Raw genomic sequence first — 16,133 nt, forward strand, 5'->3', positions numbered from 1 at the left:
AACTTCCTGATCGCGCCGGGCGTCATTCGTCCCGGCTCGTTGCGGCGGACTGTAATCAATGCGCCTCGTCGCCGGCAACTCGAGTCAGCAGGCGACGGCGCTTGCTCGCCCCACGCCTGCCCCTGGGCGCGCCGGGCCATAGGGCGACCGGGCGAGCGGGCGGATCGCGATTCTGGCCGGGCATGTAGGGACGTGGTAGGTACGAGGTTCACGCCATGATCCGCCGCCTTCTACTCCTTCTCACCGGCTCGATCCTCGCGGCTCCTTCGATGGCGCCGGCGAGCTCGATCCGCCAGTGGACCGACAAAGACGGCGTCGTGCACTTCAGCAACGTGAAGAGGGGCGGCGAGCGATCGCCCGCCAGGCTGAAGCCGACGAAGGAGGGCGGGGTCCGCGTGGTCCTCGAGGGCAAGCCCGAGGCCGAGGCCGCCAAGCCGTACCGTCCGAGGGAAGTGAAGGACTACGACGAGCACCTTCGCGAGGCCTGCGAGCGGTACCGGATCCCCTTCGCCTTCGCCCGGGCCATCGCGGCCGCCGAGTCGAACTTCAATCCGGCGGCGGTCTCCCACGCGGGCGCGATGGGGCTGATGCAGCTCATGCCCTCCACCGCGGTCTCGATGTACGTGGACGACGCCTTCGATCCCCGTGAGAACATCCACGGCGGCGTAAGGTACCTGCGGCTCCTCACCAACCTCTTCGAGGGCGATCTGGTGAAGGTGATCGCGGCGTACAACGCGGGCCCCGAGGCGGTGAGGAAGGCCGGCGGGATCCCCCGGTTCGAGGAGACCCAGACCTACGTGAAGCGGGTCCTCGAGCTCTATCGCCGCTACAAGGCCGAGCAGGACGGAACGTGAGCGAGACGGCGGGCGCAATCGGCGGCCACGACGGCGCGAGCGGCGCCGAATTCGTCGCGCACCTGAACCGCGGCAACGACTGCCTCGCGGCGGGAGACGTACAGGCCGCGCGGGAGGAGCTGGAACGCGCCGTCGCGTTGAAGCCGGGAGACGCGAAGGCCCGCGGGCTCCTCGCGCTCTGCTACTTCAAGCTCGGGATGCTGGAGAGGGCGTCGGCGGCCTACGTGGCGCTGGTTCACGAGAACCCCCACGACGCGACCCTCCACGTGAACCTGGGGCTGGTCCAGCTCAAGAGCGGCAGGCCCGACGCTGCGATCCGGACCCTCGAGGTGGCGCTGGAGCTGGCCCCCGACCACCGGAAGGCTCACAACTACCTGGGCGTCGCGTTCGCGCAGACGGGCGACCACGCCCGGGCCCGCGACTCCTTCCTGCGGGCCGGCTCGGCGGCGAAGGCCGAGGAGATGGAGCGGGCCCTCGCCGCGGCTGGAGCCGAGGCCTCGAATTCAGTCGTGGCGCCGGCGCACTCGGCGCCCGCGCTCACCCGGTCGAATGCCCCCGCGGCGCAGCCGGCGGTGGTAGCAGGGACCCCTTCGGCCCGTCCGGAAGCGCTCTTTCCCGAGCCCGTCCGATCGGCGGAGCGGATCGCCGAGCATGAGCTCCGCTCGGGGCCCCTCCCGACCTTCGCCGAGGTGGTCCGGTCGAGCCGCCTTTTCTGGCCCCGTGGGGCTCCCTTCGCCCTGGGGCCGACGGGAGTGTCCATCGATTTCACGGAGGGCATCAGCACCCGCGTGGACGGCCTGATCGCCGCGCGCGGCGACACCAGCTGGACGCCGCTGCGGAAGAGCTACGGGGGACGCCTCACCGATCGCCCGTTCGGCGAGGGCGCCAGGCAGATGTGGCACGCGACCGGCGGCGGCCAGCTCCTGATCACCGGGACGCTTGGCGGCGAGGAGCGGGTCTTCACCGCGCTGCGCCTGGGCGAGGACGTCTACGTGGCCGAGGAGCGCCTCTACGCCTTCGAGGCGGGCCTCGACGCCGAGAACGGCCGCGTCCCCGGAAAGGGCTTCGACCTCCCGCTCGTCCGCCTCCGTGGCAGCGGCCACGTACTCCTGGTGAGCGACCGGCCGGTGAGGAGCGAGCCCGTCTTCGGCAACGAGAGCCTCCGGCTCCCGGTCAGCGGCCTCGTCGCATGGGCGGGGCCCCTCACGCCGCGCCTCCTGCCCATGGGGGACGGCCCGATCTGGGTCGAGCTCACCGGGGAGGGCGACGTTCTCGTCCTCGGCTGATCGCGCGCTTGCTTGCTAGGGGCGTTGGTTCGCGGTATCCGGACGCGCCCGGCGATGGATTTCCCGTCCAGAGGCGTTTCGAAGAGCGCATGAGCCTTCCGATCGTAGAGTCCCGACCCGCCGCGCCCGACCTGCGCTCCTTCGACCTCGCCGCTCTGACCGAGGTGGTCGGCGCCATGGGCGAGCGGCCCTTCCGCGCCGGCCAGCTCTACAAGTGGCTCCACCAGAAGTACGCGGTCTCCTTCGACGAGATGACCGACCTGCCCAAGGCCTTCCGCGAGAGGCTCGTGGCGGAGGCGCGCCTGGGCGAGCTCGTGCTCGACAAGGAGCAGCGCTCCTCCGACGGGACGATCAAGTTCCGCTGGCGCACCGAGGACGGCAAGGCGATCGAGTCCGTGTACATGCCGGACGACACGGGGAAGAAGCGCCGGACCCTGTGCATCTCCACCCAGGTCGGCTGCGCGATGGGCTGCGGCTTCTGCGCCACCGGCACCATGGGCCTGTCGCGCAACCTCACGCCCGGCGAGATCGTCGACCAGGTCCACCGCGTGAACCGCTTCCTCATCGAGGAGGGCCTGGAGCCCGGGCCGCGGCCGCTGACGAACCTCGTCTACATGGGGATGGGCGAGCCCCTCCACAACTTCGAGAACGTGAAGGCCTCGCTGGGGATCCTCCTCTCGCCGCAGGGTCCGGACTTCTCGAACCGCCACGTCACGGTGTCCACCGCCGGGATCGTCCCGAACATCCTGCGCCTTGGCGCCGAGACCGACGTGAAGCTCGCGATCTCGCTGAACGCGACCACCGACGAGGTCCGCGACCGGGTGATGCCGGTGAACCGGCGGTGGAAGATCGCCGATCTGATGAAGGCCTGCCGCGACTTCCCGATGAAGCAGGGGAGGCGGATCACCTTCGAGTACGTGCTCTTCGACGGGATCAACGACACCGATGACGACCTGAAGCGGCTCGCCGAGCTGGTGGGAGACCTCCCGTCGAAGGTGAACTTCATCCAGTACAACCGGAATGAGGGCCTGCCCTACGAGCCGTCGCCCCTGGAGCGGGTGGACTTCTTCGTCGAGGGCCTCCTGCGCCGGGGGATCCAGGCGATGGCCCGCAAGAACCGCGGCCGCGACATCCTCGCCGCCTGCGGCCAGCTCGCCGCCGAGGGGGGCCCGGGGCGGAAGCCCGCGAAGGGCGCGCTCACCGGCCGGCTCGAGCGGCCGATCTGAGCGCGCTGAAACGGTTCACCCGTTTTGCGGACCCGACTCGTCGAGAATTCATCTCGAGGGCCGGAAAATCGCGCATCCCGGTTGAACCCGTCCGCGCGGCGCGCTAGGAGGTTGGTGCTTTCGAGCTGCAACGGTCTCACCCCCGGGTACTACGAGTTCCCGCATCGCGCGGCCATGGCCGCGGAAGAGGTCGCACGAGATGTCCATGCTCGTCGTCGGGTCGGTCGCTCTCGACTCCCTGGAAACCCCCTTCGGCGTCCGCGAGGACGTCCCGGGAGGCTCCGCCACGTTCTTCTCGACCGCGGCGTCCTTCTTCGGCCCCGTCCAGCTCGTGGGCGTGGTGGGTGAGGACTTCCCTGCCGAGCACGTCTCCTTCCTCCAGGAGCGGGGCGTCGACCTCGAGGGCCTCGTCCGGGCCCCGGGCCGCACCTTCCGGTGGAAGGGCCGCTACGGCTTCGACCTCAACGAGGCGCAGACCCTCGACACGCAGCTCAACGTCTTCGGCGAGTTCCGCCCCGAGCTCCCGGCGCGTTTCCGGCGGCCGGACTTCCTCTTCCTCGGAAACATTCACCCCGAGCTCCAGGGCCGGGTCCTCGACCAGGTGGAGGCGCGCCCCCGCCTCGTGGCGATGGACACGATGAACTTCTGGATCTCGGGGCAGCGGGAGAAGCTCCTCGAGGTCCTGGCTCGCGTGGACCTCCTCTTCATCAACGACGCCGAGGTCCGGCAGCTCGCCGGTGAGCACAACGTGGTGAAGGCCGCCCGGAAGATCCTGGCGATGGGCCCGAGCCGCGTGGTGGTGAAGCGGGGCGAGTACGGCGCGGTCCTCTTCGAGGGCGATCGCATCTTCGCCGCGCCCGCGTGGCCGCTGGAGGAGGTCTTCGACCCCACCGGCGCCGGGGACTCCTTCGCCGGCGGCTTCATGGGCTACCTCGCGAACGGCAGCGGCGACGTCGACCACGAGTCGCTGCGGCAGGCCTGCGTGGCGGGTTCGACCCTCGCGAGCTTCTGCGTGGAGCGCTTCTCCCTCGACCGCTTCCGCGAGCTCTCGCGCGAAGAGATCCGGCACAGGCTGGAGGCCTTCGGCTCCCTCACCCGTTTCCGCGAGCTTCCCGCGACGCTCCGGTAGGCGCCGATGCGGATCGGGATCATCTCCGACGTCCACTCGAACATCGAGGCCCTCGAGGCGGTCCTCGCCGAGGTCGAGGCGAAGGGCTGCGCCCTCGTCGTCTGCCTGGGCGACGTGGTCGGCTACGGCGCCTCGCCGAACGAGTGCTGCGAGCGGATCCGGGAGGTCGCCGAGATCTGCCTGCTGGGCAATCACGACGCCGCCTCCTGCGGCCGCATGGACTACTCCCGGTATTACAACGCGGCACGGCAGGCTCTCGCCTGGACGGCGTCCCGGCTGACACCAGAGAACGAGGAGTGGCTGGCGAGCTTGCCCTACGTGGATCGCCTCGGGAACGTGGGGCTCTCCCATGGATCGCCCCTCGAGCCAGAGAAGTACCACTACGTCTACGAGGCCGAGCAGGCGGAACGGGTGCTGCCCATCGCGGAGTCGCTGCCGGCGATCACGTTCATCGGCCACTCGCACCTCTGCAAGGCGTTCGCCGTCGAGGGCGGCAGGGTCCGCGAGATCGAGGCGGAGCGCTTCCGCCTCGCCGAGGGCGTCCGATACCTCGTCTCCGCCGGCTCGGTGGGCCAGCCTCGCGATGGCGACAGCCGCGCCTGCTTCGCGACCTTCGACACGGTCTCGCGCGAGGTCGCGTGGCATCGGGTCGCCTACGACATCGAGGCGAGCGCGCGGCGGATCTTCGACGCCGACCTCCCGGTGAACTTCGGCAAGCGGCTCTTCCTGGGGATCTGAGGTGGGCCTCGCCTACTGCGAGGTAGCCGTCCCGCTATCGCACGACGGCGAGGGCGCCGGCGAGGCGCAGGCCCGCGCAGGAGCCCTCCGCGTCACCGACCACCAGGGTTCCCGAGCGGGTCGCCACGACGTGGTCCGCGGCGGGGAGGTGGGCGATGGCACCCTCGGCGATCACGCTCCTGCCGGTGTCGGCGCCAAGGAGCGCCAGCGATTCGCCCGGCAGGGCCACGATGCCTCGCGCGACGGAGGGAGCCGCCCCGGGGCCGCAGGGGACGTTCCAGCGGACCTTGCCCCGCTCGATCCGGCACGCCCCCTCGGCCCCCCGGGCGAAGATCGAGCCGCCCGCCCTCGTGACGAGGGGAGCCGTGCCGCCGAGGATCGGCCGGGCGCGCCACTCGATCGCGCCCTTCGTGGAAACCTTCACGAGCTCGCCTCCGGTGGGCCCGATCCCCGTGACGAGGACCCCCCCGGGCATCGCCTCGAGGGAGCCGAAGCGGGTGAACGGCAGCTCGACGCGGAAGGCCATCTCGCCGTCGTGGGCCCGTCGCGCTTCGAGGAAGGTGTGGCCTCGGAGCTCGACCGCGCCGATCACGAGGCCGTGGGCGATCGCGAGCTGCGACCAGGCCTGCGAGGCCGGAACGCGCCAGGCCTGCCGGGCGGAGGCGGCGTCGATCCCGTAGACGAGGCCGTTGCTCGCGGCCAGCGCCACGAGGCCTCCGGACGCGGCCCAGGTCGCCCGCCCCGATGTAGGCGGCTCGACATGGAGGCGCTCGTCACCGTTCTCCAGGGAGACGCAGCAGAGGGAGGCGTCGCCCAGCCGCAGGACCGCGAGGTCCGATCCCTTCGGGAGGAAGGCGCCGCGCAAGCGGCCGGCGACCGGGGCGGTCCGCCTCCACAAGAGCCGGCCGTGGGGCCCGTGGCAGGCGATGGCGCCCCGCTCCGCGACGAAGAACGGCCCGGGCCGCTGCCCGATCGCGACCTCGGCGCCTTCGCCGAGAGGCAGCTCGAGCTCGAGGCCACCGTCCTCGAGCCGCAGCCGGGCGAGACCTCGCGCGTGGCGGATCCAGGTGCGGCTCCCTCGGAGGATCCAGCGCTCGATGGGCGGAAGCTCCCGCTGCCACGCGGGGCGGAGGGAGACGCGGCGGAGGGCGCCCGGCGCCAGTGGCGGGCCGCCGTCGGGCGCCCGCTCGGAGGCCGGACGCAGGACCACCGGCTCGGAGATCTGTGCGCCCGAGAGCTGCTCGCAGAGCTCGAGGCGGTCGCGGGCGTCGTTCACCAGCGCATGGAGGTGAGGGTGATCGGCGAGGCGGGCATTACGGGCGAGGAGGACGCCGCCCAGGTCCAGGGCGGCGGAGAAGATCGACCTCGCCACGTCCGTCGGCCGGCAGCGCAGCGTGCGGCCTTCGAGCGTGAGGGCGGCGCCGCGGAGGTCGAAGCCAAGCGTCGGCGCGTCGCGGCCCAGGACCAGCGGGAAGCGGGTCGCGCCGCCCCGCGCGGCCTCGAGGAGGCGCAGGCCCGAGTCGGAGAGATCGCGGAGCAGCAGGAAGGGCGCGCCCTTCACCGAGCAGAGCTCGCCGCCGTCGGAGTCGTGGACGTAGAGGTGCCCTGCGGCCAGGAGCGCGTGGAGATCGTCGCCACGGGCGTAGCGCAGGATGCGGCCGTCGTCGTCGCGGAGGTCGAAGCCGAAGGAGGGGGTCTCGTCGCCGCCCCTGCCGGCGCGGTCGTGGCTCCGGAGGATGGGCCCGTGGTCATCCTCGGCCGCGTGGTCGCCCGACGACGGGCTCGAGGGGGGCCGCCGCCTCACCCGGGCGAGGCGCTCGATCCCTCGGCGCAGGCGGAGGGCCTCGTCGCCGTCCTCGTGTGGGAGGAGCTCCGAGCCAGCCCGGGAGGCGGCGTCGGCGAGGGCGTCGAGGTCGACCTCCAGGTCCCGGAAGAGCACGCGGGCGGGCCGGAGCAGGGCGGCGAGGGTGAGGGTCGCGCATTCGCCCTGCCTGGCGATCACGAGCTCATAGGCGCCGTCGGCGATGGAAATGGCGGAGCTGCCCTCCGCATCTCTCCAGAGACGGGCAACCGCCTCGCAGAGCGTGGCGACGATCGGGCCGAGGCGATCCTCGAGGCGCCCGCCGGAGACGTCGACCCCGTCGAGCTCGATGGCGAGGGTCGCGCACGCCCCGGGCGAGGCTGGAAGGCGGCCCGAGCCGTCCCGATGTCCGATGCGAAAGCGAACCACGCCGATCCGATCCCTTCCAGTCGCTGGTGCCGAACGGGGAGGAGTCTGGCTCCCGGCACCTTGGCGCCTGAACGCCAGGCCGTCCATTCGAATTTCGCGCCGCCCCATTGCCCCTGTCATGAGGTTTGACTTGTAACTTCAAGCACTTTAGTTTCTTGCTCTTCATTGTCCACCAGCTCGCGGGACCATGCGCGAGCGCCGTGGCCGTGGCCTCCCCGGGGATCGGTAGGAGCGTCGCCGCCGTCGGTCGAACCAGAAATTCAGGCTCCCATGACCTTTTACGAGGCAGCCGTCCAGATCCTCCTACGCACTGGACACCCCCTTCACGCCCGCGAGATCGCGGAGATCGCCATCAAGGAGAACCTCCTCTCCCACGTGGGAAAGGAGCCGGAGGTCACCATGGCCTCCCGCCTCGCCGCGATGGCCCGCCGCAGCCACGACAAGCGGCTGGTGGCTGTCGAGCCCGACACCTTCGCCCTCACGGATTGGAGCGTCCCGGCCGCCGCCGATGCCCTCGAGCTGAGCGGCCTGCCGGAGGTCCACGACGAGACGGAGCCCGCGCTGCGGAGCCGCGAGCGCCATCCCAGGGTCGACAAGGAGAACGTCCGGATCGCGGGCAGGGGCGACCGTAGACGCAAGCACGAGGAGGTCGAGCGCAAGCGCAAGAAGAAGCGCAGCCCGGTGGCCGACCTCGTCCTCGACCTCCTCGGGAGGGTCGGCGAGCCCTTGCCGCTCTTCGACCTAGCCGCTGCGGCCCGCGAGAAGGAGCTGGTCGCCGACGACCTGGGCCGCGAGGGACTGGCTTCGCTCCTCACCGCCGAGAACGAGAATCGGGAGGAGATGGGCCGCAAGCCGCTCTTCGCCTTCCACGACGAGGGCTTCGTCGGGCTCCACGCGGGGCCCGCGCCTTCGGGCGAGGCCCGCGACTTCCCGGCCCTGGTCGCCAAGGCGCTCGCCTCCATCGAGGAGCGCAAGGCCGTGCCCGCGCCCGCCGCGGTGCCCGCCGGGGCCCTGGAGCAGGCGGCCGAGGAGCAGCGGCTCCGCGCGACGAAGCAGCTCCGGAAGCGCCTCGCCGAGCTCGACGCCGCGGGCCTCGAGGCCGTCGCGTCCGCGATGTTCGACTCGATGGGCTACGTCGAAGTCCGCGTGGCGAAGCGTCACAAGGAAGGCGCTCTCTTCCTCATGCGGCGGCGGATGGGCCTCACCGAGGTCCGCTTCGCGATCCGCGTGATCAAGGGAGGCCGCGAGGTCCGCCGCGAAGAGGTGGTCGAGCTGCGCAAGGACATGGCGAGCCACGGGGCGCAGATGGGCGTGATCGTGTCGCCGTCCGACCCGACCCGCGAGGCGCGCAACGAGGCGGCCTCGGCGAACGCGTCCCTCGTGACGCTGCTCTGTGCCGACGCCCTCGCGGACCAGCTCGCGGTGGCCGGGCTGGGCGTGCGCAAGCGCGTCATCGAGACGGTGGACTTCGACGAGTCGGGCCTGCGGGCCCTCGTCCGCCGTGCGCCGGCGGCCCCCCGCGCGGAGGCGGCCGGAGAGGCGGCGAAGCCTTCGGCCACCGCCGAGGAGCGGCGGGAGCGTCGCGAGCGCGAGCGGCAGGAATGGCGTGATCGCCGGGAGAAGGCGCGGGAGGATCGGCGCCGCGCCCGGGCCGAGGCGGATGCCAAGGCCAAGGAGGCCGCCGCGGCGCAAGCCGAAGGCGCGCCCGAGGCGAAGGCTGCTGCTGAGCCGGTGGCCGAGCGCGAGGCGGAGGCTGCGGCTGCGGAGCCCGTGAAGAAGGGCGAAGAGGCCGGTGCGGCTGCCGAAGGCGTGTCCGAGGCGAAGGCGGAGGCGGAGGAGACCGAGGCCGCCGTCGAACCCGCAGCGGAGACGGAAGCCGCGCGCGAGGCCGAGAAGGCTGTGACCTCCGCCGCCGAGCCGGAAGGCGCGAGCGAGCCGCACGGCGAAGAGGTTTCGACCTCCATCGCGGAGCCGGAGCCCGCTCCGGAGGCGAAGGCCGACGAGGCCCGGTCATCGGAGTCGTCCGCTGCATCCGACGAGCCGTCCGCTGCAACCGACGAGCCGGCGCCGCATCTTGAGTCCCCGCGGGCCGACGACACGGTCCACGATTCCGAGCTCGGCACGGAAGGCCGACGATCGAGTGGAGATGCCTAAACCGGCCCGCCTCTGGTTCGCGATCCTCGCGCTCGCTCTCGCAGGCGCATGCTCCAAGCTCCCGCAGGGGGTCGAGGTCGTCACCGGCCTCGAGATCGAGGCGAGCGACGAGATGCTCGCGCCACTGGGCCTGTCGAGGGCCGAGATCATCGACAGGCTGCGGACGGGGATCGAGGGCTCCGGGCGCCTCGCCATCCGTGAAGCCGTCCCCAAGGGCTACGAGGGGAGGACCTGGCGGGCCCGCATCGAGATCCTCCGGGTGCGAGTCGTCCCTTCGGGGAACGCCGACGGCCTCTCCCTCGCCGACGTCGCGCTCCGGATGAACCTGACCAGCTCTGGCGGCGATCTCCTCCGGGGGGATGGCCGCGGACACGAGGACCTCCCCCCGGGTGCGTCGGCTCGTCGCCAGGACGTGCTCCGCCGCTCCTTCGATGCGGCTGTCGGCCAGGCGGTGAGGCAGCTCGGGGTGGCGCTCGAGGCCGCTTCCAAGACTGACGAGGAGCTGGTCGCCGCCCTCCAATCCCCCGACGCGGATCGGCGCGACTTCGCGATGCGCCAGCTCGGCGAGCGCAAGAGCCGCCTGGCGATCCCCGCGCTCGTGGAGCGCCTCCGCGCGGACGAGCGTCCGCTCCAGCTCCAGGCGGTGGGCGCCCTCGTGGCGATCGGTGACCAGGCTGCAGCGCCCGCCCTGATCGACACCTCTGCCCAGCGGGATCCCGGCTTCGTGGTCCAGGTGATCTACGCGCTGGGTGAGCTCGGCGGACACGATGCCGAGGCGTACCTCTTCACCGTCTCCACGGGGCACCCCGACGAAGCCGTCCGTGGCGCGGCCGCCGAGGCCCTGGAGAACCTCCACTCCCGCCAGAACCTCGGCAGGACGGGGGCGCAGGCGGACGCCGATCGCGATCCCTCGCGGAAGCCCGTGGGGCACTGAGAGTCGGATCTTCTGCGATTCGGCTCTCGAAGTGTCCCCGGCCCCGGCTGCGGGCGCCGGCTCGCTTGCCCGAACGCAGGGCTCCGTGTAGGGTCCGCCCCCTTCGGCCCCTCCCGCTGCGGCGAGGCGGCGCTCTCACGGGGAGCTCTGGGCGTGGTTCCGACCGAGATCCGGGTCATCTACGGCGACACCGATCAGATGGGCGTGGCGTATTACGCCAACTATCTCCGGTACTTCGAGGCCGGGCGCAACGAGTTCCTCCGCGGGACTGGTGTCCGCTACCGCGACGTGGAGAGCGCCCACGGGATCCTCCTCCCGGTGGTGGAGGCCACGGTCCGCTACAAGCACCCGGCGCGCTACGACGACCTGATCCGGGTGGAGACCTGGATCGCCGAGCTCGGTCGGGCCAGCCTCCGCTTCGAATACCGCGTGGTCCGGACCGGCGACGAGCGCCTGCTCACAGAGGGCCACACGGCCCACGTCTGCGTCGACCGCGAGCACAAGCCGCGGAGGCTCCCCGAGGAGCTCCGCCGCCTCCTCGAGCCGCGGACCGGCATGCATCCGGAGTCGTAAAACGATCGCTCGGGAGACGGCGGCCCGGAGGCCGAATCCGCATCCTTGGCGAAGCCTGAATCGTCGAATTGGACGCCCCGAACGGGCGCATGGAGAGGAACGAGAAATGGATCGGAATCTGGCGCTCGAGGTGGTCCGCGTGACGGAGGCCGCAGCCCTCGCGAGCGCGAGGCTCATGGGCCGTGGCGACGAGAAGGCTTGTGATCAGGCTGCCGTGGACGCGATGCGGAAGGCCTTCGACTCGCTCCGGATCCGCGGAACCGTGGTGATCGGCGAGGGCGAGCGCGACGAGGCGCCGATGCTCTACATCGGCGAGACGGTCGGCTGTGGCGACGGGGATTCCTCCGAGGTGGACATCGCCCTCGACCCCCTCGAGGGCACGACCATCTGCGCCACCGGCCGCGGCAACTCCATCTCCGTGATCGCGATCGCGGAGCGGGGCAAGTTCCTCCACGCGCCGGACACCTACATGGAGAAGATCGCCGTCGGCCCCAAGGCCAAGGGCGCGATCGACCTCCGCAAGACGCCGACCGAGAACCTCCGCCGGATCGCCGACGCGATGAACCGCTACGTCGAGGATCTCACCGTCTGCATCCTGGATCGCCCGCGGCACGAGAAGCTGATCCGCGAGGTGCGGGACGCCGGCGCCCGGATCAAGCTCATCGGCGACGGCGACGTGGCGGCTGCGGTCGCGACCTGCTTCGAGGAGACCGGCGTCGACGTCCTGATGGGGATCGGCGGCGCGCCCGAGGGCGTGCTCGCGGCTGCCGCGATCCGCTGCGTCGGCGGGGCGTTCCAGGGCCGCCTCTCCTTCCGCAATGAGAAGGAGAAGGAGCGCGCCAAGGCGATGGGCATCGACGACCTCGAGAAGGTCTTCGACCTCGAAGACCTCGCCTCCGGCGACGTGATGTTCGCGGCGACCGGCGTGACCAGCGGCGACTTCCTCAAGGGAGTCCGCTTCTTCGGCGGCGGCGCGGCCACCCACTCCGTGGTGATGCGCTCGGCGACCGGCACGGTCCGCTACATCGAGTCGACGCACCACTTCGACCGCAAGCCCAACTACGGCTGGTAGTGGCCTCGAGCCCGCCGCCCTCGGCCCGCCCGGCGATCTCGATCCCGGGCGGCGGCCGACAGCGGCGGGGCCCGTAGGCGACCCGACGGACCTCGCCGCTCTCCGCTAGACGGGAGCGGTTCCCGGGGCCTACAGATCGAGGATGATCTTCAGGCTCCTGGCTGCGGCGATCTGGCTGCCGCTTCGCGTCCTCTACGAGGCGCTGCGGTTCGTCCTCCTCCTTCCGTTTCCTCGGAAGGTCCCGAAGTGGGCGGTGCTACGGCTCGCCGGAGGCCTCCCGTGGCGCTACGCCCGGACGCGCCGCTGGAAGCCCGGGAAGAAGCCGCTCGCGCTGGAGGAGATCGAGCGCCAGCTGGAGACCGCGGCCCGCGAGCCGGCGCTGCGGGGGATCGTCGTCTTCCCGGAGGAGCTCCACGCCGATCCCGCGAGGCTCGTCGCCCTCGCAACGGCGCTCCAGCGCTTCCGGTCCAAGGGCAAGGAGGTCGTCCTCTACTGGAAGCAGGCCCTCGCAAGGGACTTCGCGCTGGTGCCCGCGGCGGATCGAGTGCTGCTCGCGCCTGGCGGCATGGTGCTCCTGGTGGGCCACGCTGCCGCGATGACCTCGGTGCGGGAGGGCCTCCAGAAGCTCGGGGTCGTGGCGGAGTTCTTCCGCATCGGGCGGTGGAAGACTGCGCCCGAGCGCTTCACCCGAAGTGACATCTCGCCGGAGCATCGGGCGCTGGTGGAGGCGGTCCTCGATCAACGCCAGGACGAGCTCGTCGCTTGGGTCGCGAGCCGGAAGGCCGGAGACGCCGAGTGGGCGGCCCGGGTGATCGATGGGGGTCCCTACACCTCGCGCCGCGCGGTGGAGGCGGGGCTCGTCGACGCCCTCGTCTATCCCGACGAGATCGGCTCCTGGCTCGGGAGGCATCCATCACCGGGGTCTGCGAAGGAATCTGGCGCCGATTCGACGACGAAGGAATCCACCGACGAGGCGCGAACGAAGGCGGAGAAGCGCGAGCCGAAGCTCCATGGGCTTGGATCCATTCGATCGAGCCGCCGATGGCGCGTGGAGTGGCCGAAGATCGCCCCTCCCTCCATCGCGGTCGTGCGGATCGACGGGCTGATCAAGCCCGGCCGGAGCGTGCGGCTCCCCGGCGGCCGCTCCCTCGCCGGTGAGCGAACCGTGGCGGCGGCGATGAACCGCGTACGGGAAGATCCCCGCATCCGCGGCGTGATCGTCGCCATCGACTCGCGAGGGGGCGCCGCGCCGGCGTCGGAGCTGATGTGGCGGGCGGTGAAGCGCTGCGCCGAGGCGAAGCCGACCGTGGCCTACGTGGAGTCGGTGGCGGCGAGCGGCGGCTACTTCGCCGCTGCGGGGGCCGGCCGGATCGTGGCGACACCAGGCGCCCTGGTCGGCTCCATCGGCGTCTTCTCCGGGCGCTTCGACGCCCGCGCGCTCCTCGATCGCCTCGGGATCCGCCAGGAGGTCGTCCTCCGCGGCGCGAACGCCGGAATCCTCGAGCCGGCGCACTCGCTCACCGACCGCGAGCGCAAGATGATGGAGGCCGAGATCGCCGCGATCTACGAGGAGTTCGTGGACCGGGTGGCAGACGGGCGGCGCCTCGGCGCCGACGAGATCCGCGCCCACGCGGAGGGCCGGGTCTTCGTCGCCTCGTCGGCGCCGAAGGCGCTGGTCGACGAGGTAGGGGACTTCAAGTCCGCCATGGCCTGGGTCTGCAAGGAGGCGGGCCTCGATCCCGAGCGGGCGCGGCTTCGCATCGAGGAGCCTCGGGGGATGGGCGCCCTCCAGCTCGGGGAGCTCCTCTCTCTCGCAGGCGTGGCGGCCTCCCAGCCGCTCCTCCTCTGGCTGGACTGAAGGTCTGTTCGGCAATCCGCCAGCGCCGGCGCGGCGGGCGGATTTCCGCGTGCGGCAAGACGGTTTCGACGATATATGCACGGCCCAAACGGACCCGGGCCTCGCGAAAACCGACGCGGGTCGGATTCTCCCATCCCATCGGGAACCAGGAGCCAGGATGAGCCAGATTTCCGAGCGCGACGTGATGTCCGCGCTTTCCAAGGTGAACGACCCCGAGCTCCACAAGGATCTCGTCTCCCTCAACATGGTCCAGGACGTCCGGCTGCTCCCGGGCGGGGCGATCAAGCTCCGGATCGACCTGACCACGCCGGCCTGCCCGCTCAAGGGGAAGATCCAGAGCGACGTCGAGGCGGCCCTCCGCGCGATCCCGGGCGTGACCTCGGTGGAGCTCGAGTGGGGCGCCCAGGTGCGACGCGCCAGGGCGGAGAAGGGGAACTTCATCCCCGGCGTGAAGAACGTGATCCTGGTCGGCGCCGGTAAGGGCGGGGTGGGCAAGAGCACCGTGTCCCTGAACCTCGCCGCGGCCCTGCGGCAGGAAGGCGCCACCGTCGGCCTCCTCGACGCGGACTTCTACGGACCCTCCGTTCCCATCATGACCGGGCTCTCCGGCAAGCCGGTGAGCAAGGACGGCAAGACCCTCGAGCCGATGGAGGCCCACGGCCTCAAGGTGATGTCCATCGGCTTCCTGGTGGATCCCGAACAGGCCATGGTCTGGCGCGGGCCCATGCTCCACAGCGCCATCACGCAGCTCCTGCGCGACGTGAACTGGGGCGAGCTCGACTACCTGGTGCTCGACCTGCCTCCCGGCACCGGCGACGTCCCGCTCTCCCTCTCCCAGCTCGTCCACGCCGCCGGCATCGTCCTCGTCTCCACGCCGCAGGACGTCGCGCTCGCCGACGTGGTCAAGGCGAAGTCGATGTTCGACCGGGTCTCGATCCCCGTGCTCGGCATCGTGGAGAACATGAGCCAGTTCGTCTGCCCGCATTGCAGCGAGAGCACCCCGATCTTCGACACCGGCGGCGCAGGCCGCGCGGCGCAGGCGATGGGGATCCCGCTCCTCGGCCAGATCCCCCTCGACCTGGCGATCCGCGTCGGCGGCGACAAGGGCGTCCCGGTCACGGTGGGACACCCCGACTCCAAGCAGGCCCAGGCCTTCCGCGAGATGGCGCGCAACATCGCCGGCAAGGTCTCGGTCCAGTCCCACGACGTGAAGCTGCCGATCTTCAAGCTCGGCTAGGGTCGAGGCCCAAGAAAGGATCCGCCGTGATCGATCCAGAGGATCTCTCCTTCGAGCCCGAGCGGGAGGGCACCCGGCCGCGGGCGACCGAGCTGCTCCGCAAGGCCGTGCTCTCCGGCGTCGGCGCGCTCTTCATGACGGAGGAGGGCCTCCGCTCGATGCTCAAGGACCTCAAGCTCCCCAAGGACGTCCTCAACGGCGCGCTCGTCCAGGCCGACAAGACCAAGGGCGAGCTCCTCCGGCTGGTGGGCGCGGAGCTCCGCTCCTTCCTGCAGAGCTCCAAGGTCCGCGACGACGTCCTTGCGATGCTCTCGCAGCTCACGCTCGAGGTTCGGGCCGAGGTCGCGATCAAGCCCCGCGGCGAGACGGCCTCGGCCTTCGAGCCCGACGTGAAGGGCAAGGTCACCGTGAAGCGCCGGTCTCCCGCCGGGAAGCGCGCGACCAAGAAGGCGCGCCCGCGGTGACGCAGAGGACCCGGCGGATCCTGCGCCGGCTGCCGATCGTCCTCGCGCTCCTCGCCCTCGCGTGGCTCCTCTGGGGTACGAGGGGCCACGAGATCACGTTCGTCTACGCGCTCCCCAAGGACCCTCCGCCCACCCGGGCCGAGGTCCGCCTCTTCAACGGGGACGGCAGCGTCGCGAGCGAGCTCTCCTGGGGGAGCGGGACGAGCCCCGCCCAGCCTCGCGAGACCCAGAAGGTCCGCCTCGACAACGGGTCGTACCGTCTCGAGGCGCTCCTCGACTTCGCCGAGAGCCCGAGCCGGCGCGTCGATCGGACGATCGTCATCACCAGCGAAGACGAGAGGATCACGGTCTACTTGCAGTAACTCCCATGCCATGTGA

The 16,133-nt window shown here is 71.3% G+C and carries 14 protein-coding genes; 13 read left to right on the top strand and 1 reads right to left on the bottom strand.

The features are described from left to right. Nucleotides 1–215 precede the first annotated feature (215 nt). The 5 genes from AKJ08_RS06250 (at nt 216) to AKJ08_RS06270 (ending at nt 5,233) form a co-directional block, all read left to right on the top strand. Complete coding sequence (locus AKJ08_RS06250; RefSeq protein ID WP_050725278.1) at nt 216–854, top strand: lytic transglycosylase domain-containing protein; 639 nt, start codon at nt 216–218, stop codon at nt 852–854. Then, complete coding sequence (locus AKJ08_RS06255; RefSeq protein WP_050725279.1) at nt 851–2,140, top strand: tetratricopeptide repeat protein; 1,290 nt, start codon at nt 851–853, stop codon at nt 2,138–2,140. Before AKJ08_RS06250 ends, AKJ08_RS06255 begins: the two co-directional genes overlap by 4 nt. Before the next feature lie 89 nt (nt 2,141–2,229). Continuing rightward, nucleotides 2,230–3,366 carry a dual-specificity RNA methyltransferase RlmN gene (rlmN, locus tag AKJ08_RS06260; RefSeq protein ID WP_050725280.1) on the top strand — a complete coding sequence of 379 codons (1,137 nt, stop codon included), beginning with the start codon at nt 2,230–2,232 and terminating at the stop codon, nt 3,364–3,366. A gap of 199 nt (nt 3,367–3,565) precedes the next feature. After that, nucleotides 3,566–4,495, top strand: a complete 930-nt coding sequence (locus tag AKJ08_RS06265; RefSeq protein WP_050725281.1) for a PfkB family carbohydrate kinase — start codon at nt 3,566–3,568, stop codon at nt 4,493–4,495. A gap of 6 nt (nt 4,496–4,501) precedes the next feature. Next, a complete protein-coding gene (locus tag AKJ08_RS06270) occupies nt 4,502–5,233 on the top strand; it encodes a metallophosphoesterase family protein (RefSeq protein WP_050725282.1) in 732 nt (243 codons plus the stop codon). 34 nt (nt 5,234–5,267) lie between these two features. Here AKJ08_RS06270 and AKJ08_RS06275 read toward each other — a convergent pair whose 3' ends face one another. Beyond that, nucleotides 5,268–7,463 carry an outer membrane protein assembly factor BamB family protein gene (locus tag AKJ08_RS06275; protein ID WP_050725283.1) on the bottom strand — a complete coding sequence of 732 codons (2,196 nt, stop codon included), beginning with the start codon at nt 7,461–7,463 and terminating at the stop codon, nt 5,268–5,270. A 270-nt stretch (nt 7,464–7,733) separates the two neighbouring features. Between AKJ08_RS06275 and AKJ08_RS06280 the strand changes: the two genes are divergently transcribed. The 8 genes from AKJ08_RS06280 to AKJ08_RS06315 all read left to right on the top strand — a co-directional run bounded on the left by AKJ08_RS06280 (nt 7,734) and on the right by AKJ08_RS06315 (nt 16,117). Further along, entirely contained in the window at nt 7,734–9,617 is a 1,884-nt protein-coding gene (locus AKJ08_RS06280) for an HTH domain-containing protein (protein WP_050725284.1), read from the top strand. Further along, nucleotides 9,610–10,551, top strand: a complete 942-nt coding sequence (locus AKJ08_RS06285) for a HEAT repeat domain-containing protein (protein WP_050725285.1) — start codon at nt 9,610–9,612, stop codon at nt 10,549–10,551. Before AKJ08_RS06280 ends, AKJ08_RS06285 begins: the two co-directional genes overlap by 8 nt. A gap of 153 nt (nt 10,552–10,704) precedes the next feature. Next, entirely contained in the window at nt 10,705–11,124 is a 420-nt protein-coding gene (locus tag AKJ08_RS06290; RefSeq protein WP_050725286.1) for an acyl-CoA thioesterase, read from the top strand. 106 nt (nt 11,125–11,230) lie between these two features. Beyond that, the gene (gene glpX, locus AKJ08_RS06295; RefSeq protein ID WP_050725287.1) at nt 11,231–12,196 is read left to right on the top strand and encodes a class II fructose-bisphosphatase; all 966 of its coding nucleotides are present in this window, start codon (nt 11,231–11,233) and stop codon (nt 12,194–12,196) included. 142 nt (nt 12,197–12,338) lie between these two features. After that, nucleotides 12,339–14,054: a signal peptide peptidase SppA gene (gene sppA, locus AKJ08_RS06300; protein ID WP_050725288.1), complete on the top strand. Its 1,716-nt coding sequence runs from the start codon at nt 12,339–12,341 to the stop codon at nt 14,052–14,054. Between the two features lie 157 nt (nt 14,055–14,211). After that, nucleotides 14,212–15,291, top strand: a complete 1,080-nt coding sequence (apbC, locus tag AKJ08_RS06305; RefSeq protein ID WP_050725289.1) for an iron-sulfur cluster carrier protein ApbC — start codon at nt 14,212–14,214, stop codon at nt 15,289–15,291. A 26-nt stretch (nt 15,292–15,317) separates the two neighbouring features. After that, complete coding sequence (locus AKJ08_RS06310) at nt 15,318–15,755, top strand: hypothetical protein (RefSeq protein WP_050725290.1); 438 nt, start codon at nt 15,318–15,320, stop codon at nt 15,753–15,755. Further along, entirely contained in the window at nt 15,752–16,117 is a 366-nt protein-coding gene (locus AKJ08_RS06315) for a hypothetical protein (protein WP_050725291.1), read from the top strand. Before AKJ08_RS06310 ends, AKJ08_RS06315 begins: the two co-directional genes overlap by 4 nt. Nucleotides 16,118–16,133 lie beyond the last annotated feature (16 nt).

Source organism: Vulgatibacter incomptus, assembly GCF_001263175.1.
Taxonomy (GTDB): Bacteria; Myxococcota; Myxococcia; order Myxococcales; family Vulgatibacteraceae; genus Vulgatibacter; species Vulgatibacter incomptus.

What these genes read in the sequence shown, in the direction of transcription:
- AKJ08_RS06250 (WP_050725278.1), top strand. Translation starts at nt 216, where the DNA reads ATGATCCGCCGCCTTCTACTCCTTCTCACCGGCTCGATCCTCGCGGCT.
- rlmN (WP_050725280.1), top strand. Translation starts at nt 2,230, where the DNA reads ATGAGCCTTCCGATCGTAGAGTCCCGACCCGCCGCGCCCGACCTGCGC.
- AKJ08_RS06265 (WP_050725281.1), top strand. Translation starts at nt 3,566, where the DNA reads ATGTCCATGCTCGTCGTCGGGTCGGTCGCTCTCGACTCCCTGGAAACC.
- AKJ08_RS06270 (WP_050725282.1), top strand. Translation starts at nt 4,502, where the DNA reads ATGCGGATCGGGATCATCTCCGACGTCCACTCGAACATCGAGGCCCTC.
- AKJ08_RS06280 (WP_050725284.1), top strand. Translation starts at nt 7,734, where the DNA reads ATGACCTTTTACGAGGCAGCCGTCCAGATCCTCCTACGCACTGGACAC.
- AKJ08_RS06285 (WP_050725285.1), top strand. Translation starts at nt 9,610, where the DNA reads ATGCCTAAACCGGCCCGCCTCTGGTTCGCGATCCTCGCGCTCGCTCTC.
- glpX (WP_050725287.1), top strand. Translation starts at nt 11,231, where the DNA reads ATGGATCGGAATCTGGCGCTCGAGGTGGTCCGCGTGACGGAGGCCGCA.
- sppA (WP_050725288.1), top strand. Translation starts at nt 12,339, where the DNA reads ATGATCTTCAGGCTCCTGGCTGCGGCGATCTGGCTGCCGCTTCGCGTC.
- apbC (WP_050725289.1), top strand. Translation starts at nt 14,212, where the DNA reads ATGAGCCAGATTTCCGAGCGCGACGTGATGTCCGCGCTTTCCAAGGTG.